General features: G+C 69.5%; 18 protein-coding genes and 1 pseudogene. 8 read left to right on the plus strand and 11 right to left on the minus strand.

Going from position 1 to position 19,709, the window contains the following annotated elements:
- The first annotated feature begins 280 nt into the window (after positions 1-280).
- Positions 281-1,639, plus strand: coding sequence for a PQQ-binding-like beta-propeller repeat protein (locus F9C12_RS05945; RefSeq protein WP_409465089.1), 1,359 nt, complete (start codon positions 281-283; stop codon positions 1,637-1,639).
- An 89-nt stretch (positions 1,640-1,728) separates the two neighbouring features.
- Here the strand turns inward: F9C12_RS05945 and F9C12_RS05950 are convergent, their stop codons facing one another.
- The 5 genes and pseudogenes from F9C12_RS05950 to F9C12_RS05970 all read right to left on the minus strand — a co-directional run bounded on the left by F9C12_RS05950 (position 1,729) and on the right by F9C12_RS05970 (position 5,811).
- Positions 1,729-2,727 carry an alpha/beta fold hydrolase gene (locus tag F9C12_RS05950; RefSeq protein WP_409466970.1) on the minus strand — a complete coding sequence of 333 codons (999 nt, stop codon included), beginning with the start codon at positions 2,725-2,727 and terminating at the stop codon, positions 1,729-1,731.
- 72 nt (positions 2,728-2,799) lie between these two features.
- A pseudogene (locus tag F9C12_RS05955) lies at positions 2,800-3,138 on the minus strand (oligopeptide/dipeptide ABC transporter ATP-binding protein); the annotation flags it as partial.
- 195 nt (positions 3,139-3,333) lie between these two features.
- Positions 3,334-3,978 carry a GntR family transcriptional regulator gene (locus F9C12_RS05960; RefSeq protein ID WP_409180964.1) on the minus strand — a complete coding sequence of 215 codons (645 nt, stop codon included), beginning with the start codon at positions 3,976-3,978 and terminating at the stop codon, positions 3,334-3,336.
- A 50-nt stretch (positions 3,979-4,028) separates the two neighbouring features.
- Entirely contained in the window at positions 4,029-4,937 is a 909-nt protein-coding gene (locus tag F9C12_RS05965; protein ID WP_409465090.1) for an NAD-dependent epimerase/dehydratase family protein, read from the minus strand.
- Between the two features lie 88 nt (positions 4,938-5,025).
- Positions 5,026-5,811 (minus strand): SDR family NAD(P)-dependent oxidoreductase, encoded by a 786-nt coding sequence (locus tag F9C12_RS05970; RefSeq protein WP_409465091.1) that lies wholly within the window; start codon positions 5,809-5,811, stop codon positions 5,026-5,028.
- 92 nt (positions 5,812-5,903) lie between these two features.
- On the opposite strand from F9C12_RS05970, the gene F9C12_RS05975 reads away from it, so the two are divergent.
- Positions 5,904-6,512, plus strand: a complete 609-nt coding sequence (locus F9C12_RS05975) for a TetR/AcrR family transcriptional regulator (protein ID WP_409465092.1) — start codon at positions 5,904-5,906, stop codon at positions 6,510-6,512.
- Between the two features lie 16 nt (positions 6,513-6,528).
- Here F9C12_RS05975 and F9C12_RS05980 read toward each other — a convergent pair whose 3' ends face one another.
- On the minus strand, positions 6,529-6,843 hold the full coding sequence (locus tag F9C12_RS05980; protein ID WP_409465093.1) for a hypothetical protein: 315 nt from the start codon (positions 6,841-6,843) through the stop codon (positions 6,529-6,531).
- Positions 6,844-7,124: 281 nt separating this feature from the next.
- Here F9C12_RS05980 and F9C12_RS05985 point away from each other — a divergent pair, with 281 nt between their 5' ends.
- The 3 genes from F9C12_RS05985 to F9C12_RS05995 are packed head-to-tail and all read left to right on the plus strand — an operon-like array spanning position 7,125 to position 9,981.
- A complete protein-coding gene (locus F9C12_RS05985; RefSeq protein WP_037713851.1) occupies positions 7,125-7,340 on the plus strand; it encodes a hypothetical protein in 216 nt (71 codons plus the stop codon).
- Positions 7,337-8,791, plus strand: coding sequence for a sodium:solute symporter (locus F9C12_RS05990; RefSeq protein ID WP_409465094.1), 1,455 nt, complete (start codon positions 7,337-7,339; stop codon positions 8,789-8,791). Before F9C12_RS05985 ends, F9C12_RS05990 begins: the two co-directional genes overlap by 4 nt.
- A complete protein-coding gene (locus F9C12_RS05995) occupies positions 8,788-9,981 on the plus strand; it encodes an amidohydrolase (RefSeq protein ID WP_409465095.1) in 1,194 nt (397 codons plus the stop codon). The genes F9C12_RS05990 and F9C12_RS05995 overlap by 4 nt, the downstream gene beginning before the upstream one ends.
- A gap of 13 nt (positions 9,982-9,994) precedes the next feature.
- On the opposite strand, the gene F9C12_RS06000 is transcribed toward F9C12_RS05995, so the two are convergent.
- Positions 9,995-11,461 (minus strand): chlorohydrolase family protein, encoded by a 1,467-nt coding sequence (locus F9C12_RS06000; RefSeq protein WP_409465096.1) that lies wholly within the window; start codon positions 11,459-11,461, stop codon positions 9,995-9,997.
- Positions 11,462-11,597: 136 nt separating this feature from the next.
- On the opposite strand from F9C12_RS06000, the gene F9C12_RS06005 reads away from it, so the two are divergent.
- Entirely contained in the window at positions 11,598-12,254 is a 657-nt protein-coding gene (locus F9C12_RS06005) for a GntR family transcriptional regulator (protein WP_409465097.1), read from the plus strand.
- Positions 12,255-13,063: 809 nt separating this feature from the next.
- On the opposite strand, the gene F9C12_RS06010 is transcribed toward F9C12_RS06005, so the two are convergent.
- The 4 genes from F9C12_RS06010 to F9C12_RS06025 all read right to left on the minus strand — a co-directional run bounded on the left by F9C12_RS06010 (position 13,064) and on the right by F9C12_RS06025 (position 17,421).
- Positions 13,064-14,275 (minus strand): amidohydrolase family protein, encoded by a 1,212-nt coding sequence (locus tag F9C12_RS06010; protein ID WP_409465098.1) that lies wholly within the window; start codon positions 14,273-14,275, stop codon positions 13,064-13,066.
- A gap of 595 nt (positions 14,276-14,870) precedes the next feature.
- On the minus strand, positions 14,871-15,707 hold the full coding sequence (locus tag F9C12_RS06015) for a ketose-bisphosphate aldolase (RefSeq protein WP_409465099.1): 837 nt from the start codon (positions 15,705-15,707) through the stop codon (positions 14,871-14,873).
- A complete protein-coding gene (locus tag F9C12_RS06020) occupies positions 15,704-16,594 on the minus strand; it encodes a 1-phosphofructokinase family hexose kinase (RefSeq protein WP_409465100.1) in 891 nt (296 codons plus the stop codon). Before F9C12_RS06020 ends, F9C12_RS06015 begins: the two co-directional genes overlap by 4 nt.
- Positions 16,594-17,421: an SIS domain-containing protein gene (locus F9C12_RS06025; RefSeq protein WP_409187013.1), complete on the minus strand. Its 828-nt coding sequence runs from the start codon at positions 17,419-17,421 to the stop codon at positions 16,594-16,596. Before F9C12_RS06025 ends, F9C12_RS06020 begins: the two co-directional genes overlap by 1 nt.
- 229 nt (positions 17,422-17,650) lie before the next feature.
- On the opposite strand from F9C12_RS06025, the gene F9C12_RS06030 reads away from it, so the two are divergent.
- Positions 17,651-18,439, plus strand: coding sequence for a DeoR/GlpR family DNA-binding transcription regulator (locus F9C12_RS06030; protein ID WP_409180975.1), 789 nt, complete (start codon positions 17,651-17,653; stop codon positions 18,437-18,439).
- A gap of 79 nt (positions 18,440-18,518) precedes the next feature.
- On the plus strand, positions 18,519-19,700 hold the full coding sequence (locus F9C12_RS06035) for a Gfo/Idh/MocA family protein (RefSeq protein ID WP_409465101.1): 1,182 nt from the start codon (positions 18,519-18,521) through the stop codon (positions 19,698-19,700).
- Positions 19,701-19,709 lie beyond the last annotated feature (9 nt).

Below are 19,709 nucleotides of genomic sequence, written 5' to 3' on the forward strand. Positions count from 1 at the left end.
AGCCGGAAACAGGCGGATCCGCAGCGCGCGGCGTCGGTCGTCGAGAAAGCGCGCCAACTATCCGCGAAGAACTGCGGATTCTCCGCGAGCAGCCAATGCCGAGGGTACGCACAGCTGTCTGAATCATGGATGTCTGCGGCCGTCGTACGAAACGTCGTGCCAGCGCAAGCATTCCCGCCGCTGCGCGCTTGTTCTGCCGTTCGGAGGTATCGCGAACCGGTGCCCGGCTGGATACTGCGGTACCGGGGAGTCGCTTACCAGCGACCAGGAGTGATACCTCATGAAAAGGAATTGTCTCCGCACAGTGTTCGCGATCGCGGTCGTCGTCCTGGGCGCCAGCCCGCCGGCGGCGGCATCGGCAGCGGCGGGACCGGCGGCTGCTGGTCATTCCCGGCAGCAGCTCGCCGCGGGCGACTGGCCTACCTATCACCACGACAATGCCCGCACCGGCGAAGCGGCCGATCTCGCTCCGCTGGGCACGCTCGGCACCGCTTGGCAGACCACTTTGGACGGTGCGGTTTACGGACAGCCGCTGGTGGTCGGCGGCCAGATTCTGGCTGCCACGGAAAACGACACCGTCTACGCGCTGGACCCGGCCACCGGCGCGGTCCGCTGGTCGGCGCACGTCGGCGAACCGGCGAAAAGATCCGAGTTGCCGTGCGGCAACATCGACCCGCTCGGCATCACCGGCACCATGGCCTACGACCAGGCCACCTCGCGGGTTTTCGCGCTGGCCGAACTCACCGGCGGGCAGCACGTGCTCGTCGGGGTGAACGTCAAAACCGGCGCGATCGAGGTGCGCACGGAACTGGAACCGCCCAAGGGCGACCGGTTGGCACACCAGCAGCGAGCGGCGCTGACGGTGCTCGGCGACCGCGTCTACGTGGCGTACGGCGGGCTCGCCGGGGACTGCGCGAACTACATCGGTTCGGTGGTGTCGGCGACCACCGCGGGAACCGACCCGCTCAGTTACAGCGTGCCGACCACCAGGGAAGCCGGGATCTGGGCGCCCGGCGGCGGTGTCGTCGACGGGCAACGCCTGCTCTACGCGGTGGGCAACGGCGAATCCACCACCGGGTACGACGACAGCGATTCCGTGCTGGCGCTGTCGCCCACGCTGCAGCGGGTGGACCTGTTCGCCCCGGACACCTGGGCCGACGACAACGCGCAAGACCTCGATCTCGGTTCGTCCAGCCCGACGCTGCTCGGCGACCACGTCATCGCGGTCGGGAAACGCGGAACCGGATACGTGCTGCACCACGACAAACTCGGCGGAATCGGCGGGCAGCAGGCCAAAGCTGAGATCTGCCAGTCCTTCGGCGGAAGCTCCACCAGCGGCGACACCGCATACCTGCCCTGCAACGACGGCCCGCGCGCGGTCCGCATCGCCGCCGACGGCACTCCTACGGTGGCCTGGCACACCGACGGGACCGCGAACGGCTCCCCGACCATCGGCGGCGGCGCGGTGTGGGTGACGGACTGGAACGACGGCGTGCTGTATGCGTTGTCCCCGGCCGACGGGACCGTGCTGGCTCAGCTGGATATTGGCGCGCTTCCGCATTTCGCCTCTCCCACCTTGTCCGGCGACCACGCCTACGTGGGCACCATGACCGGCGTGGTGGCGGTCTCCGGAGCCTGACCTCATCGCGGAATAAACCGGTCCAGACCACCCCTCTCCGGGTCGTCGTTTCCGATGGCCCGGGGAGGTGCCAGGTCCGAAATTCGCGGTCAGCCGTTCAGAAAGCGCACCAACTGCTCCGCGACGAACTGCGGATTCTCCTCGACCAGCCAATGCCCGGCGTGCGGAACCTCCGCCGCCTGCACGAGGTTAGTCATCCGCGGTGCCACCGTCGCCCGGATCGCGTCGAGTTGGCCCTGAGCGGTCAGAAGCAACGTCGGCGCCTTCACCGGTGCCGCAGCCACAGTGTCGCGGACATCCTTGTCCAGCGCCCGGTAAAGCTCAAAACCACCCGACAGAACTGTAGGGCGGCTATATGTCCTGGCGTACTCATTCACCTCCGCCTCGGTGAACGGCGACCGTTCCGAGCTGCCGCCGAATGCCGTCCCGCCGAAGGAAACCTGCGGGTAGAACAGTGCGAGGTATTCCCGCACCTCATCGCCGACCACCGCTTCGGGAACCCGGCGTTGGGAGTGGAAAGCGATGTGCCAGCTCAACGTCCGATAAGCAGCGGCGTTGATCGCCGGACCGGGAAGCGGCAAATCGAAATAGCCGAGCCGGGCGGTGTCGCCGGGGAATTGGCTGGCGTACTGGAATGCCACCGCCGCACCGAAATCGTGGCCGACGACGGCGGCGTTCCGGATTTTCAGCCGCCCGGCGAGCAGGGTGTGCACATATCGGGCCAGGGTGGCTTTGTCGTATCCGCTCGGAGAACCGGTGCTGTCGCCCAGACCGGGAAGGTCGATCGCGTAGACGGTGTGGTGTTTCGCGAGTTCCGGCATCACCGGCCACCAGCCGTACCAGGTCTGCGGCCAGCCGTGGATCAGGACGACCGGGCTGCCGCTGCCGCCGGTGACGTAGTGCATGCGGACGCCGTCGACGTCGGCGAATTCGTGCCGGAAAGCGCTCTGGAACGCGGGATCGTTCTGGGTGACCGCGGCGTAAGGCGGAGCAGCCGGGGCGGAGCAGGCCACGGCGCCGACCGCGAGCAAGACGGAGAGAGCGAGCGCCACGACAGAGCGAGGCGCCAGCCGGGATGCGGTGATCATGCGGCCAGTTTCGCCAGCCCCGTCCGGCGAGGGCACGAAAACTTGCCGGAACGGCAAGCATTGCCGGGAGATCGTGCGGAACACCCAGCCGCTCGGCGGATCCGAGGGGCTCGGCAGGTCGCCAGCCAGCCGCATCCGGTGCGCGCGGTCCGCGCCCGGCGAAGGCACCGCCGACAGCAGCGCCCGCGTGTACGGATGCCGAGGAGCGGCGAACACCTCCGCGGTCGTGCCGTATTCAGTCAGGTGTCCCAGATACCTCACCGCCACCCCGGTCTCCTGCTGGATGTCCTGCAGCAGGTTGATCACCTGCGCCCGCACCGAAACGTCCAAAGCGGACACCGGCTCGTCGCAGACGATCAGCCGCGGGTCCAGCGCCAGCGCACGCGCGATGCCCACGCGTTGCTTCTGCCCGCGCAGAGCACAACCGCACGCGACCACTGCACCCTTCAGCAACCCACCATCAGGCCCGCACTCCGAAAAGGACAGTGCGACCAGGCGAGCACTCCCAGCACAACCGCACGCGACCACCGCACCCTTCGGCAACCCGCAATCAGGGCCCAGATCCGCGATAACGCGGTGAGATCTCAGTCGAACGGCGCTGGCGCGTCAGTCGTTGTCGCGTCCCAGCCCGCGCAGATGTCGCCCGCTCTCCATGTGCTCCAGCAGCAGTGCTTCCACGGTCTCCACGTCCCGCCGGGCGATCGCGTCGTACAGTTCCCGGTGCTCGCGCGCGACCCGTTCCACATCCTCGTGCTGGCCCAGCAGCCATCGCATCCGGCTGCGCAGCGTCAGTTCCAGCTCGTTGAGCAGCTCGTTTCCCGCCATCGCCGTCACGGCCTCGTGGAAGTCGGCCGCGGCGCGGCGGGCCGTCACGGCGTCTCCGGCGGCCGCCGCGGCCGTTTCCTCGTCCAGTGCGGCGCGGAGCTTGTCGAGTCCGGCGCGCGAATGGCGGATGGCGGCGAGCTTGAACGTCAGGACTTCCAGCGCGGCGCGCACTTCCTGCAGATCCGCGATGTCGCTGGCGGTGAACTCCCGCACCACCGCCCACGTGCGGGGCCGCGGCGTGACCAGGCCCTCGGCGACCAGCGTTTTCAGCGCGTCCCGCACCGGGACCCGGCTCACCCCCAGGTCCGCGGCGAGATCCCGTTCGACGAGCTTGCTGCCCGGTGCGCGGACTCCGTCCAGGATCTCGTCCCGGAGCTGCCGGACCACGCGGTCCGTCTCGGATTCGCCGCCCTGTTCTCCTGCCATCCGGCCATTCTCGCACCACCGCCGGACCGTCCACTGTGGCCGGTGGAAGCTCAGCGCGGATTAGTCTTCCGCCACTCCGCGTAGTCCGCCACCGCCGCCCGCACGTCGAACTCCGGCGCGAAGCCGGTTTCCTCCCGGAGCCGGGAAATATCCAGATACGGTCCCGTTTCCCCGCCGGGCTCCAGCCGAACCGGCACGCCTGGCACGATCTCCGCCAACGCCTCGGCGAACTCGCGGTTCGTCGCCGGCTGCCCGCTCGAAACGTTGTAGGTGTGATATCTCAACGACGGCGCCGTGGTGAGCAACGCGATCGCGCGGCCGGCGTCCGGTGCGTAACAGCAGTCGAACCCCTCGTCGGCGACCAGCGGACGCGGCGTGGCGCCGCACAGCCCGGCGTTGAGATACGACGGAATCGGGAAGAACGGCGATTCCGGGTCGACCAGCGGACCCCACACCGTCCCGATCCGCAGCACCACCGGTTCGACTCCGCTCCCCCGCAGGCTGTGCGTCGTCAGCGGTTCGACGGCTTTCTTGAACGCCACGATCAGGTGCGGCAGATCCGCGGCCGGCAGCGGCAACTCCTCGTGCCAGCTCGGTTCCTCGCGGCCGACGTACACGCCGAGGCTGCTCGCCACCGCGAACCGGCGCACCCGCCACGTCCGGGCCGCGTCGAAGGCGTTCGTCAGACCGGCCAGGTCCGTCCGGAAGAACGCGACCGGGTCTTCGCCCGGAATGCTGCCTGCCAGGTGGACGATGTCGGTGAGGTCGTACCGGTCGCCGAGCGCGAGGAAGGCGTCCCGGTCGGTCGCGTCGAGCGTTTCCACGGCGACCCGGCCCGCCAGGAACGACGGGACGGCCGTCCGGCGATGCCCGGTGACCAGCACATCCTGCCCGAGATCGGCGAGTGCCCGGGCCGTGTGCGCGCCGATCATGCCGAGGCCGCCGGTCACGAGGATCATCGCCGCACCCCGCGCCGGGCGGTCGAAAACTGTGTCATGCCGCGAAGCTACGGCCTGCCCGTCCGCCGGTTCTTGAACAAAACGCGCATCAGAAGTGCGTGCCGCCGTCGATCCGGACCTCGGTGCCGGTGATGAACGCGGCGTCCTCGCTGGCGAGCATCGCGACGACCGACGCGACTGTCTCCGGACCGGCGAATCCCTGGCCCAGCGCGGGAAGCAGCTTGCCGAGCAGGGTGAAGTCGGCGTCCTCGGGAAAGCCCGGGCCGACGCTCTGCTTGCTCTTGCCGCTGCCGTCGGTCATGCCCGACGAGATCGAACCGGGCTGCACGGCGGTGAACCGGATGCCGTCCTTCGCGTACTCGGACGCCAGCGCGTGCGTCATCGACTGGATGCCGCCCTTGCTCGCCGCGTACGCCGCCATGTACGGGTGGGCGAACATCGCGGACGTCGAGCTGAAGTTCACCACCGCGGGCTTGCTGCCGTCCCGCAGCGCCGGGATCGACTCGCGGATCACCAGGAATGTGCCCACCAGGTTGACGCGCAGCACCTGCTCGAACGCCTCGAGCGGCATCTCGTGGGTATGCGCCGACCGCAGGATGCCCGCGGCGTTGACCAGCGCGTCCAGCCCGCCGAGCCGCTCGACCGCCGACGCGACCCCGGTCCGCACCGACGCTTCGTCGGCGACATTCACGACCACGGTGCTCAGCCGGTCCGCCGCGGCGCCCGCCTTCTCGACGGTGTCCGCCAGGCCCGCTTCGCTCACGTCCGCGGCGACGATGCGGCCGCCCTCGGCCAGCATCCGGAGGACCGTCGCCTGCCCGATGCCCGAGCCAGCTCCGGTGATCAGCACGCGGCGTCCTTCGTAACGGTTCATGGTCCGCTCCTTTCCTCTGCTCGGCACGTTACGCCTTGATGGCACATTGTGCCACTCTGACGAATCCTGCACCCTTGAGGTACCGTGGCCGCGTGAGCGGAAAGACCCCGACCCTGACCGAACGGCGCAAAGCGGCGACTCAACTCGACATCGCCCGCGCCGCCGCGCGCCTGTTCACCGAACAGGGCGCACAGGGAACGACCGCGGAAGCGATCGCCGCCGCGGCGGGCGTCGCGCCGCGCACCTTCTACCGCTACTTCCGCACCAAAGAGGACGCGGTCGCGCCGCTGCTGGTCGTCGGGGCCGATTCGTGGCGGGAGCACCTCGCGTCGACGCCCGAAGGAACGCCGCTGCTGAAAGCGGTCGAGGACGCGATCCGCAAGACGATCTCCGCCGCCGACGCCACCCCGGAATTCAGCTGGACACGCGGATTGCTGCGCGCCGCGAGCGGCGACGATTCGGCGCTGGCGGCGGTATGGCACCGGGTGAACGGCGAATCCGAAACGCGACTGCGGCCGGTGCTGGCGCGGCTGGCTCCGGAGACGGACGAGGTGACGGTGCATTTGGTCGCGGCCGCGGCGACGGACGCGATCCGGGTTTCGCTGGAGATCTGGGCTGGGACTGAGGAAAAGGCGGCACCGGCAGAGTTGGCGGTGCGGTGTTTCCGCGGGCTGTCCGGCGGGTTGGACGTCGGCCGCTGACCTTTCACCGCACTGCTCAGGCACCCGATCGACGCGCCCGGACAGGAGTGCTTGCGTGGGTGCGCGGACGGACGGCCCCGGTCGTCGGCTGGCCCGGAATGTCGCGCGGCAACGGGTCCTCGGTCACCCGCCGGATATAGGTGTCGCAACGAGCTTCTCGTGCCCACCGCAGCCGCGTGCGCACCGTGGCAGGAAGGCCTAGTGCTGAGATATCACCGCGCAGCACCAGTACCGGAATCGCGCAGTCGCCGAGGAAACGCAGAACCGCGCGCAGCAGCTTGTGCACCCCGAACGGATCGGCCCGGTGCTCGAGAACGATCGCGACCGGCACCCCGCGCCGGTTGACCTCCCTCGCCAGCGCGGCCGCGATCGGTCACGTACCGCGACCATGAGCTGCGGGCGACCGGTTCGCCTGGGCAACCGCGGGCGATCCGGTCTACCAAAGTGCGACTGAAACACCTCTGGCCAGCCGTGTCCAAATCGGACAAACAACCCCGAACCCCAAGCTCCGCCGTCAGAAACGGTAGCGAGCCCGCATCGGTCCCGTCGGCACCCTTGACAATCCGCCACCAGCCGCGCTTATGGTATACCAAACAACGAAGGGTGTGCGCGATGAAGCGTTCCGCAGTGGTGGCCGCGGTGGCCTTCACCCCCTACGTGGCGATGATCGCCGGCCTGCCCTGGTTCAGCGGCGGCGGCCGGATCTGGTTCCTGCCCGAGATCGGGTTCTGGATCCTCCTCTGGGTGGCCCTCACGCCCGTCTTCCTCGGCGTCGCCGACCGCATCCGGCGCCCGGGCGCCGCCGAAACCGAGCAGGAGCAACGATGAACGCGGGCGCGGTCGTCGCGCTGGCCGTGGTGGCGCTGGCGGTGGCCATCGGACTCGCCGCGCGCGGCCGGAAGCAGATGGACCTCGAACAGTGGACGGTCGCCGGCCGGTCCTACGGGACGCTGCTGTTCTGGGTGCTCGCCGCGGGCGAGACGTACTCGACCTTCACCTACCTCGGCGCCTCCGGGTTCGCCTACGCCAACGGCGGCGCGGCGTTCTACATCGCCGGCTACGGAACGTGCGCCTTCGTCCTGTCCTACTTCTTCCTCCCTCCATTGTGGAGGTACGCGAAGAAGCACCACCTGGTCACGCAAGCGGACTTCTTCACCCACCGGTTCCGCAGCCCGTGGTTCGGCGCGCTGACCGCGATCGTCGGCGTGGCGTTCATGATCCCCTACATCGAGGCGCAACTGCTCGGCCTCGGCCAGATCGTCGAGACGACGACCGGCATCCACCGGGTCCCCAGCATGGTGCTCGCGGTCGTGCTGATCGCGGTGTTCGTCTACGCGTCCGGCATGAAGGCCGCCGCGTGGGTGTCGGTGCTCAAGGACATCCTGCTGATCGGCACCGTGCTGGTCGTCGGCATCGCGATCCCGGTGCACTACTTCGGCGGTTTCGGGCATCTCATCGACACCGTGCAGGCACAGCACCCCGGCTTCCTTGGCGTACCAGCGCCGGGCAGCCCGCTCGGCGTGCCGTGGATGATGTCGACCCTGCTGGTCACGAGCGCGGCGTTCTTCATGTTCCCGCACGCGCTGGCCGCGATGTACACCGCGAAGTCCGAGCAGACGATCCGCCGCAACGCGATTTACCTTCCGCTGTACCAGATCCTGATCGCGCTGACGCTGTTCGTCGGTTTCGCCGCGGTGCTGGTCGTGCCCGGGCTGAAGGGCAGCGCCACCAACGGCGCGCTGCTTTCGCTGACCGTGAAGACCATGCCGTCGTGGGTGGTCGGGCTCGTCGGCGGCGCGGGCGCGCTGGCCGCGATCGTGCCGATCAGCCTGCTGCTCCTGCAGTCCGCGACGCTGCTCGCCCGCAACGTCTACCAGGGCGTCCTGCGGCCGAAGACCACCGAACTGGGCGTGTTCCGGCTGTCGCGCGCGCTGGTCGTCGTGGTGACCGCGGTGGCGCTGGTGTTCGCGGTCTTCCAGCCGGCCCTGCTGGTGAACCTGCTGCTCACCGGCCAGAACGGCGTCTCCCAGTTCTTCCCGGCGATCGTGTTGGGGCTGGTGTGGCGGCGGCTGACCAAGGCGGGCGCGGCGACCGGGCTCGTGGTCGGCGTGGCGATCGTCGCGTGGACGGTCCTCGCTTCGAAGAACACGTTGTGGGGCCTCAATCCCGGACTCCTCGCGATCGTCGTCAACGTCGTGCTCACCGTCGGCGTCAGCCTCGCCACCTCCCAGCGGCGCGAGCCGGCCGTCCGGGCCGAGGCCGTGGAGGGAGTCGCGTGAACCTGCTGCTGCGCAACGTCCGGCCCGGCGGCGGCGATCCGACGGACGTGCTGGTGCGCGACGGGCGGATCGCCGGGTTCGGGCCCGCGGCGGCCGTCCCGGCTGATGTCGCGGCTGATGTTCCAGCCGATGTTCCGGTCGAGGACGGCGGCGGCGCGCTGCTGCTGCCCGGCCTCGTCGACGCGCACTGCCACCTCGACAAAACACTCTGGGGCCTCCCCTGGGCGCCGAACACCTCGGGTTCGGTCCTCGCCGACCGGATCTCGAACGAACAGCGCCGCCGCAAGGAATTCGGGCTCCCCTCGCCCGAACCCGCGGCCGCGCTGCTCGACACGATGATCGCGAACGGCACCTCGTTCGTCCGCACGCACACCGATGTCGACCCCGAACTGGGGCTGTCCGGCATCGAGGCGGTGCGGGAGGCGGCGGCGCGGCATCGCGGCCGGGTCACCGTCGAGCAGGTCGCCTTCCCCCAGGGCGGCCTGCTCACCCGGCCCGGCACGCTGGAATTGCTGGAGCGGGCCGTGGCGTCCGGCGTGGAGAACGTCGGCGGCATCGATCCGGCCGGCTACGACCGCGACCCGCGCGGGCATCTCGACGCGATCTTCGACCTCGCCGCGCGGCACGGGTGCGGCGTCGACCTGCATCTGCACGACGAAGGTCCGCTCGGGGCCTGGGAAATCGAGCTGATCATCGAGCGGACGAAAGCGCTCGGGCTCGCCGGGAAGGTCGCGATCGGGCACGCGTTCGGCATCTGCGGCATCCCGGACGCGCAGCAGGACCGGCTGATCGAGGGCCTCGCCGAGCAGCAGATCACGCTGACCACGGCGGCGGTGTACGACCGGCCGGTGCCTCCGCTGGCCAAAATGCACGCTGCGGGCGCGAATGTCGCGTGCGGCAACGACGGCATCCGCGACCTGTGGGGACCGTACGGCGACGGCGACATGTTGACGCGCGCCATGCACCTGGCGTACCGCAGCTCGTTCCGGACCGACCCGGAGATCGAACTCGCGCTGCACGCGGCGACGTACGGCGGCGCGAAAGCGTTGCGGCTCAACGATTACGGCCTGCGGGTCGGCGACCACGCCGATTTCTTCCTTGTCGACACAGCATACCCGGCCGAGGCCGTCGTGTCCCATCCTCCGCGGCGGCTGGTGGTGAAGGGCGGGGCGATCGTCTCGCGGCGATAGCCCCGCCCCGCCGCTACTCCTGGAACGCCGGGAAGGTCGGGGGGAACAACTCCCCCGCCTCCCGGCGTTCGACGTCCCGCTCCGGATAGGCGGCGCGCATCTTCTCGAACAACGCCTGCGCGCGACGGCGGAGGTCCTGCTCGTCGACGCCGGGCACGTGCCCGTCCACCAGCACCGGCTGGCCCGCGACGACGGAATGCGTTGCCTGGCGGGCGGTACCGCTGAGCAGGAACGTGCGGATCGGGTCGTCCTGGACGCCGTCGCGCAGATCGCCTACGTGGAACGCGACGAGGTCCGCCTGCGCGCCCGGCGCCAGCTTGCCAAGGTCGTCGCGGCGGAGCGCGCGGGCCCCGCCGAGCGTCGCGGCTTCGACGTACCACTCCGCCGGGGCCGCGTCGGCGCGGCCGTCGAGTACCTTCGCCAGGTGGACGCCGACGTCCATGCCGCGCACCAGGTCTGGCGGGAAGGAATCGGTGCCCAGGCACAGGTTCAGGCCGGCTTCGCGGTAGTCGCGGAACGAGCGGAGGGCGTGGCCGTAGCGGAAAGACGTGAGCGGGCAATGGATCACGGACGCGCCGGCCGCGGCCAAGGTCGCGACGTCGCCTCGGTCTTCGCCGTAGACGTCGGGATGGCGGTCGAGGACCTGGCCGTGCGGGATCAGCAGCCGATCGCTGAGCAGGCCGGTGCGCTTGAGCATTTCCAGCGGTGCCACGCCGTAACGGTCCAGGACCAGTTCTCGTTCCAGCACGCCTTGCAGGCAGTGGAGCCGAACGAGGACATCGCGTTCGCGCGCCGCGGCGGCGGTGGCGCGCATGAGGTCTTCGGTGAGGGTTTCGATGCGGCACGGCAGCAGCGCGCCGTTGACGAGCGGGTCGCCGAGTTCCTTTGCGTGGTCGAGAAATCGCAGCGCGTCGGCTAGTCCTTCCTCGCCGCGCCGCTCGTCGAAGGCGACCGTGCGGGCACCGTCCACAGTGGCCACGTTGACGCCGGAACGGTATGCCGGGCCTAGGTATCCGCGCAGCCCGAGGTTTCGCGAGAAGTCCGCCATCGCGACGAGTTCCTCGTACGGTTCGGCCCAGGACGAATGGACCTCCGACGCGATCGGCATGAACGTCGTGATGCCGTGCAGCGCCAGCTGGACGAGCGCGTACTCGCGAATGGTCTGCCGTTCTTCCGGCGTGAAGACGTCGCGGCGGCGGTTCGCGAAGTAGTCCTCGGACCACTGCAGCCCCGCCGCGCGGTCCGCCGGGGCCCAGGAATCGAGAAGGAGATGGTCCACGTCGGCCAGCGCGTCGAGGTCGATCAAGCCCGGGAGGACGAGCGATTCGCCGAGGTCGACGTCCAGATCGGCGGATCCGGCGTACCGCGGGCCGACGTAGACGACGACGTCGTCCTCCCAGACGACCTCGCCGTTTTCCAGCAGGGCGTGCCGCCCGTTCTGATGGGCCAGCACATGGCGGGCACGCCAGCGAGTGCGCATCGGGGTCCTTCCGTCGGGAATTTAGGTATACCAAACGGCGGAACCTGGCGGCCAGGCCTTGCCGGGGACGGGTTTTTCCGGGAACCTGGGAGAAGGTTCGCCGATACTGTCGGTGACGGCGGCGGGAGGGGATCGGATGGAGCCGGGTTTCGCGTCGGAGTCCGACCGCGTCACGGAACGGCTGCGGAACGAGATCCTCGACGGCACGCGGGCTCCGGGCAGCAAGCTGGTCGAACGGGATCTGGCCGCGGAGATGGGCGTGAGCCGGGTGCCGGTGCGGGACGCGTTGCGCGCGCTGGGAAACGAGGGCCTGGTGACGCCGCGGCCACGGTCGTGGTCGGTAGTGCGGGAGTTCACCGCGTCGGATGTCGCGGACCTTAACGAGGTGCGCATCGCCTTCGAGGGCCTCACTTTCCGGCTCGCCGCGCAACGCCGCACACGCGAGGGCCTGGCGCGGCTGCGGGAAGTGCTGGACACGGAACTGCGCGCCGCCCGGGCCGGAGACGCGGTCTCCGCCCGTCGAGCGGCCGCGGACTTCCACGAGGTCGTGACGGCGCTGTCGGCGAACGAACTGCTCGGCGAACTGGAACGGACGCTGCGCAGCCGGATGCGCTGGCTGCTCGGCCAGCACGACGACCTGGAAGCCATGGCGGCGGAACACGAACTCCTGTACGAGGCGATCGTGGACCGGGACGTGGAGCGGGTGGAACGCCTAGTGCTGGCCCACCTCGCCACGGGCACCAGCGAGGCGGCCCGGAGACATCCGGCGGAGGAATCCGCTTCGGCGGGGTGAGGCGGGCGGTTGCGCCCGGGTTCTCTGCGGTCTGAGCTGGGCGGTGCTTCGGCTGAGATCTCAGGATCTGGTGGGTTTGGGGGGATATCTCAGCGACTGGCGCGGTATATGTGAGCCGCACCGGTTGAGATATCAGTCGGACACCCCCGCCATGCGCCCGGCTCCAGCCAGTTCTCAAGAACTGCCGGACTGCAGCAATATCCCAACGCCGGTCGCAGTGTGTGCAACCAGCGCCGGTGAGATATCAGCCTGGCTCCACTGCGATGGCCCGGTTCCACTGCGGCCTTGATTTCTGCCGGATTGCGGCAATATCCCAACACCCGTCGCGGTATATGCAACCAACGCCCGTGAGATACCAGCCGCACGCCACGGCGATGCGCCCGCTTCAGCCAGGCCTCAAGTCCTGCTGGACTTCAGCAATATCCCAGCGCCCGCCGCGGCGTATGCAATCAACCCCGGTGAGATATCAATCGGACGCCACGGCAACGCGTCCAACTCCAGGGAGAACTCAAGATTTGCGGGCTGCAGCAATACCCCAACGCCCGTCGAAGTAAATGCACCAGCACCGGTGAGATATCAGTCGGAAACCGCCGCGATACGTCTGGCTCCAGCGAAATCTCAAGGTCTGCCGGGCTGCGGCAATATTCCAACGCCTGCCGCGGTATATGCAACCAACGCGAGTGAGATATCAACCGCACGCCACAGCGAAGAGCCCCGCTCCAGCGAGATCTCAACGCCGCCCAATTCGGCAGCGTTGAGATCTCAGGATCGACACCCGACGCGAAGACCGGTCCGGCGGAACATTCCCGTCAGAGGTCAACGACCGCCAAGCCATCCGCCACTACCACGCCGTTGTGCAATACCGTCCGGTCCTTGCCTCGGTCCATTACCGCGCTGGTCGGAGTTTCGCCGTCCACCAGGACCAGGTCCGCGCGGTCCCCGGCCGCCACGCCGGGGCGGTCGGCGATTCCTGCCAGCCTGGGGACGTCGTGATTCATGATCGACGCGCCGCCGATCGTCGCGACCGCCAACGCCATCTCGATCAGTTCGTCGCGGCGGAAACCGTGCGTGAAGGCCAGCTGCCAGGTGCGGTCGAGAAGGTCGCAGTTGCCGTACGGGCTCCAGTAGTCCCGCTGGCCGTCCTCCCCCAGGCCGACGCGCACGCCCGCGGTCGTCAGTTCCGCCAGCGACAGCTGCCGGTCGACCGGCGGCGCGACGGTCGCCATCGCGATGTCCAGCTCGGCGAACGTGTCGATCAGCCGCCGGCTCACCGCTTCCGAAACCGAGCCCAGCTCGTACGCGTGCGACATGGTCACCTTGCCCCGCATGTCCAGCGCACGGACCCGCTCGATCACCAGGTCGGTCGAAAACACCCCGAGGTGCCCCGGCTCGTGCAGGTGGATGTCCACCTCGACGCCGTACTTCTCGGCCAGCCCGAACACGACGTCCAAGTGCCCCTTGGGATCCTTGTCGAGCGAACACGGATCGATCCCGCCGACCACCGAAGCCCCCGAACGCAGCGCGGCCTCCAGCACGTCCGCCGTGCCCGCTTCGCGCAGGATCCCCGCCTGCGGGAACGCCATCACCTCGACGTCCGCGTGCGCGGCGAAGCGCTCTTTGGCCGCGAGGACGGCGTCGAGCTTCTCGAGCTGACAGTCCACGTCGACCTGCGCGTACGTGCGCACGCGGGTCGTGCCGTTCGCGATCATCCGCTCCAGCGTGCCCGCCACGCGTTCCGGCAGCGGCACCTCGGCCTTCCGCCAGTTCTCGCGGTCGTTCAGCATCATCGCCCACACTCCCGGAGCCCCGGTGTGCGGCCGGAACGGCAAGCCGATCCGCGTCGAGTCGAGGTGCACGTGCACGTCGCTGAAGGACGGGAACAGCAGCCGTCCGCGCCCCTCGACCACGTCCCCGCCGGGCCCCGCCGCCGGATCGTGCGAGCGGACCTCGGCGATCCGGTCTCCGGACACCTCGACGTCGCTGCGCTGACCGCCCCACGGACGGACGTCACGGATCAACACGGAGAGCACCTTTCTCGGCGGGGGCACTTTGGTATACCAAGAGTACTCGGTCCCGCCGTCTGCTCCGCCATCGACTCGGTGCCGAGCAGTGAGCGACCCCGGCGCGGCGAACGGCCGGGTTCAGCCAGGGACCGTCGCGAACGACCCGGTGCGGCTAACGGCCAGGTTCCGCGACGGGACTATCGCGACCGACCCTGCGCGGCGAGGTTCAGCGACGGGACCGCCGCGACCGACCCGGTGCCGAACTGTCAGGCTCAGCGAAGCGACCCTCGCGACCACCCCGCGGGCGGCGAACGACCAGGCCCAGCGAAGTAACACCTCGCGACCGACCCCGGCGCGGTGAGGTTCAGCGACGAGACCGCCGCGACCAACCCTGTGCCGCGAACTGCCAGGCTCAGCGAAGCGACCCTCGCGACCACCCCGCGGGCGGCGAACGACCACACCCAGCCAAACACCCCTCGCCAACCACCCCGCCCGACGAAGGGCGAGTTTCGGCGAAAGACCGTCGCACTGAAGCACTCGCCGAGGAGCGATTTCGCCCCCAGGCCCACCAACTCCCCGCGCGTCAGTCGATCCCAAGCAAGCACCAGCACACTCAGCCAGCGAGCAACCGGAGAAGCCGAGCAGTCTCCGAAGCCACCGCTGTCCGTCCCAGGCGGACGTACTTCCTCGGGTCCACCGCGTCCGGCTGCTCTTCCAGGAACTGCCGGACCGAGCGCGTGAACAGGCCGTTGAGGTGGGTTGAGATATTAACCTTCGTCATCCCGCTCGCCACGGCTCCGCGCAGTTCCTCGTCGGACAGCCCGGACGAGCCGTGCAATACCAGCGGGACCGGTACGGTATCTCTCAAGCGCGCCACGAGAGTCCGGTCCACCTGGGCGGTCCGCTCCACCATCGCATGCGACGTGCCGACGGCCACCGCCAGTGCGTCGACACCAGTCGCGGCCACGAAGTCCGCCGCTTCCGCCGGGTCGGTGCGGACGCCGGGGGCGTGCACCCCGTCCTTGCCGCCGACCTCGCCGAGTTCCGCTTCCACCGCTACGCCCGCGTCGTGGCACAGGTCGGCGATTTCGCGGGTCGTGCGCAGGTTTTCCGGGTACGGCAGGCGCGATCCGTCGTACATCACGCTGTCCACGCCCAGTTCGATGCCCTCTCGGATCAGCGACAGGTCTTCGATGTGGTCCAGGTGCACCAGCACGTCGACGGACGCGCGGCGGGCGATTTCCCGTGAAGCCATGGTGATCGGCGCGAGTCCGCCGTGGTAGCGGACGCAGTTTTCGCTGATCTGCAGGATCACCGGCAGTCCGGCTTGTTCCGCGCCTTCGGTGATGGCTTCGGCGTGCTCCAGCATGATCACGTTGAACGCACCGACAGCGGAACCGCGCTCGCGGGCGGCGGTCAGCAGCCGGGGCAGGCCGGGGCGGGTGATCATGCGGGGGCTCCGTTCAGGAATCGGTGGTAGGCGGGCAGATCGACCTCGCCCGCGACGGGACGGAGGACGGCTGCGGCACCCAACGCGGCGGCTGAGCGCAGGGCTTCGATCAGGGGGCGGTCGGCGGCGAGGGCGGCGGCCAGTCCGGCGGTCGCGGCGTCCCCGGCTCCGGTCGGATTGCCGTGCACGTCGGGGATGGCGGGGACGGCGAAGACACCGTCGGAGGAGGTATGGGCGGCGATGCCTTCTGCCCCGCGCGAGACCACGACTAACTGCGCACCCAACCGCAGCAGCGCGGTGGCACCGGCAGCTTCGTCGGCAGCGGACGTCGCGGCGAGCAGTTCGGCCCGGTTCGGTTTCACTACGGCACCGGCCCGGGCGGCAGCCAGCAGCGCCGGGCCGGAAGCGTCGACCAGCGTCCGCACTCCAGCTTCCCGGGCGAGGCCGATCCACTCGGCGACCAACTCCGGCGCGGCGCCCCGCGGCAGCGAACCGGAAACCACCAGCAGCTCGGCGTCGGCCACGCAATCGGCCAGGACGGAACCGAAAGCCGTCCATTCCTCTGTGGACACTTCCGGGCCGGGTTCGGGGTAGACGGTCGGATGGCCGTCTCCGGAAATCGTTACGGTGGTGCGGTTTTCCGCGGAAATGGGGACCGTCGCGAAGGGAATGTCCAGTGAGCTCCCCAGCCACCGGCCCGCCTCGCCGCCCAGCGGGAGCACCGCCCGGACGGGGACGTCCAGCGCGGCGAGCACCCGGGCGACGTTCACGCCCTTGCCGCCCGGCCGCCGCTGGACGTCCAGGACCCGGTTCGTTTCGCCGGGCACGTGGGCGCCGACCCGGTAGGTGACGTCGATGGCCGGGTTCGGCGTCACGGCGACGATCATCAGACGAGGATGACCGAGCGCGTCAGCGAACGCGGGCGGTCCGGGTCGAGACCGCGCCGGGCGGCCAGTGCGACGGCGAAGCGCTGCGCCACCACGAGCGCGGCGAGCGGGTCCAGGTCGTGGTGCACGAAGCGCGCGCCGGTGCGGGCGACGTCCTCGGCCAGTCCGGCGGGGGCCGGGCCCAGCGACCAGACGAGCCGTCCGGGCTGGGCGATCGCGATCGGGCCGTGGCGGTAGTCCATGGCGGGATAGGACTCGGCCCAGAATTGCGCCGCCTCACGGGTTTTCAGCGCGGCTTCGCAGGCCAGGCCGACCGCCGGGCCGCGACCGACGAAGGTGACCTGTTCGGCGTCGAGCAGGTCGTCGATCGGTTCGGCCAGCGCCTGGGCGCAGGCCGACGCGAGCTGGTCGACGTCGTCGCCGAGGCCCGCGCGCAGCAGGGCGAGGGCGGTGGTCGCGAACCGCGTCTGCACGACGGATCGTTCGTCGGCGAAGGAAAGTTCGACGACCTCGTCCGCGACCGCCGCGGCGGGGCTGTCGCCGACCGCGGTGATCAGCACGGTGTGCTGCGCGGGCAGGGCGGTGAGCAGATCGACGATCTCGGTCGTGGTGCCGGAGCGGGAAATCGCCACGACGCGGTCGTATTCGCGCGACGCCGGATATTCGGAGCCGGCGAAGGCGTCGGTGACCCCGTGGCCGCGTTGTTCGCGGGCGACGGCGTAGCTCATCGCGATGAACCAGCTGGTGCCGCAGCCGACGACGGCCACTCGTTCACCGGGCTGGGGCAGGGCGGCGGACGGGGCCAGCGCGGCCGCCGCGCGCCACATCTCGGGCTGGGAAGCCAGTTCGGCGGCCGCGAAGGAGCCGGAAGCATCCGGAAGGGAGGACACGGGATGGAGGCCTTTCGATCCAAGGGGACGTGATCGCAGCCGTCACCCTACTTGAGTGTTTTTGATTGGTCTACGCGTTATAGCGCATCTTCGATCACCCAGACAGCCGCGGCCGCCCTCTAGGATGAGCACCGACCCGCCTCCGACCAGGAACGAGAGACCCGGCATGACGCCCCAGCAACGCCTGAACGCCCTGCTCGAATTGGTGAGCGAACGGGGCAACGTCACGATCGCGGAGATCGGCGACGCGCTCGGCATCTCCCCCGCGACCGCGCGGCGGGACCTCTCGATCCTCGCCGACCAGCGGCTGATCACCCGCACCCACGGCGGGGCCGCCGCGCTGGGCACCGGCTACGAGCTGCCGCTGCAGTACAAGATCGCCCGGCAGGCCGAGGCCAAGACCGCGATCGCCGCGCGCGCCGCGGACCTCGTGCGGCCGGGCGAAACGGTCGGCCTCAACGGCGGCACCACGACCACCGAGGTCGCCCGCGCGCTGGGCAAGAGCGAGCGGTTCGTCCGCAGCGACGGCGAACCCGGGCTGACCGTCGTCACCAACGCGCTCAACATCGCCTACGAGCTGTCCGTGCGCGCGCAGGTCAAGATCGTCGTGACCGGCGGCGTCGCGCGGCGGCAGTCCTACGAGCTGGTCGGCTCGCTCGTCTCGGAGGCGCTTTCGGCGTTCGCGCTGGACACGGTCATCCTCGGCGTCGACGGCCTGAGCGCGCAGTACGGCGCGACCACCCTGCACGAGGGAGAAGCCGAGGTCAGCAGGCATTTCAGCCAGGTCGCGCGGCGCGTGATCGTGGTGGCCGACGCGACGAAGCTGACCAAGGCCACCTTCGCCCGCATCTGCCGGCTCGACGCGATCGACGTCCTGGTCACCGACGCCGAGGCGCCCGCGTCGTTCGCCGCCGACCTCGCGGCGGCCTCCGTGGAGCTGGTCGTCGCCGGATGAGCGGACCCGCCACCCATTGCGCATTTATGATTGATTTGCCATCATGCAGATCAATATCACGCAGAGGTGAGGTGGCGACGTGGGAAACCCCGGGGTACTGCGGGTCGGCGTGGTCGGCGTCGGCCTGCGGGCCGGGATCGCCCGGCACGTGGCGGAATCCGGGGTCGCGGCCACGATCGCGGCCGCTTCCGATCCCGCCGAGCGCGGCCGGGCGCGAGCGCGCGAGCTGTTCGGCGCCGTCGAGATCGTGTCCGGGCACCGGGAACTCGCGAACCTCGTCGACGCCGCGATCGTGACTTCGCCGGACTGGACGCACGCCGAGATCGCCGTCGACCTGCTCCGCGCCGGAGTGGCGGTGTACCTCGAAAAGCCGCTCGCCACCACGCTTCCCGACGCGGACGCGGTCCTCGCCGCCGCGCAGGAGACCGGCACCCCGCTCTACATCGGACACAACTTCCGGCACGCGGCCGTCGTCCGCACGCTCCGCGACGTCGTGACGCGCGGCGAGATCGGCGAGGTGAAAGCCGTGTGGTGCCGCCATTTCGTCGGCAACGGCGGCGACTACTACTTCAAGGACTGGCACGCCGACCGCAGCCGCGTGAATTCCCTGCTGCTGCAGAAAGCCAGCCACGACCTCGACGTCATCCACTATCTCGCCGGCGGTTTCACCCGCCGCGTCACGGCGATGGGCGCCCTGACCGTCTACGGCGACCTCCCCGACCGCAGCGGCCAAGGCGACCGGCTAGCCGACGACTGGTTTTCCTTCGACAACTGGCCTCCCGCCGCACAGACCGGCCTCAACCCGGTCGTCGACGTCGAAGACCTCTCGATGGTCCACATGCGACTCGACAACGGGGTCCTCGCCAGCTACGAACAATGCCACTTCACGCCCGACTACTGGCGCAATTACACGGCAATCGGCACCGAAGGCCGCGCGGAAAACTTCGGGGACACCGGCGGCGGCGTGGTGAAAGTGTGGAATCGCCGCCGCAACTGGTCGCTCGACGGCGACCGCGAGTACCCGATCGAAGGCGTCGAAGCCGGACACACCGACGCCGATCTCCTTACCATGCAAGAATTCCTGCGCTACGTGGTACACGGCGAACCGCCGGAACTGTCGCCTATCGCCGCCCGCGAGGCCGTGGCGGCGGGCGCGCTCGCCACGCACTCCCTGCGCTCCGGCTCCGTGCCGGTCGATATTCCTCCTCTGCCCGAAACGGCAGCCGCCCATTTTTCCCCGCCGGAAGGAAACCGCAGATGACCTCCCGCT

This window comes from Amycolatopsis sp. GA6-003 (genome assembly GCF_046267895.1).
GTDB lineage: Bacteria > Actinomycetota > Actinomycetes > Mycobacteriales > Pseudonocardiaceae > Amycolatopsis.

Bases quoted from the DNA above. Each gene is read 5' to 3' on its own strand.
- F9C12_RS05945 (WP_409465089.1), top strand. From the start codon at position 281: ATGAAAAGGAATTGTCTCCGCACAGTGTTCGCGATCGCGGTCGTCGTC.
- F9C12_RS05950 (WP_409466970.1), bottom strand. From the start codon at position 2,727: ATGATCACCGCATCCCGGCTGGCGCCTCGCTCTGTCGTGGCGCTCGCT.
- F9C12_RS05960 (WP_409180964.1), bottom strand. From the start codon at position 3,978: ATGGCAGGAGAACAGGGCGGCGAATCCGAGACGGACCGCGTGGTCCGG.
- F9C12_RS05965 (WP_409465090.1), bottom strand. From the start codon at position 4,937: ATGATCCTCGTGACCGGCGGCCTCGGCATGATCGGCGCGCACACGGCC.
- F9C12_RS05970 (WP_409465091.1), bottom strand. From the start codon at position 5,811: ATGAACCGTTACGAAGGACGCCGCGTGCTGATCACCGGAGCTGGCTCG.
- F9C12_RS05985 (WP_037713851.1), top strand. From the start codon at position 7,125: ATGAAGCGTTCCGCAGTGGTGGCCGCGGTGGCCTTCACCCCCTACGTG.
- F9C12_RS05990 (WP_409465094.1), top strand. From the start codon at position 7,337: ATGAACGCGGGCGCGGTCGTCGCGCTGGCCGTGGTGGCGCTGGCGGTG.
- F9C12_RS06000 (WP_409465096.1), bottom strand. From the start codon at position 11,461: ATGCGCACTCGCTGGCGTGCCCGCCATGTGCTGGCCCATCAGAACGGG.
- F9C12_RS06005 (WP_409465097.1), top strand. From the start codon at position 11,598: ATGGAGCCGGGTTTCGCGTCGGAGTCCGACCGCGTCACGGAACGGCTG.
- F9C12_RS06015 (WP_409465099.1), bottom strand. From the start codon at position 15,707: ATGATCACCCGCCCCGGCCTGCCCCGGCTGCTGACCGCCGCCCGCGAG.
- F9C12_RS06020 (WP_409465100.1), bottom strand. From the start codon at position 16,594: ATGATCGTCGCCGTGACGCCGAACCCGGCCATCGACGTCACCTACCGG.
- F9C12_RS06025 (WP_409187013.1), bottom strand. From the start codon at position 17,421: ATGTGGCGCGCGGCGGCCGCGCTGGCCCCGTCCGCCGCCCTGCCCCAG.
- F9C12_RS06030 (WP_409180975.1), top strand. From the start codon at position 17,651: ATGACGCCCCAGCAACGCCTGAACGCCCTGCTCGAATTGGTGAGCGAA.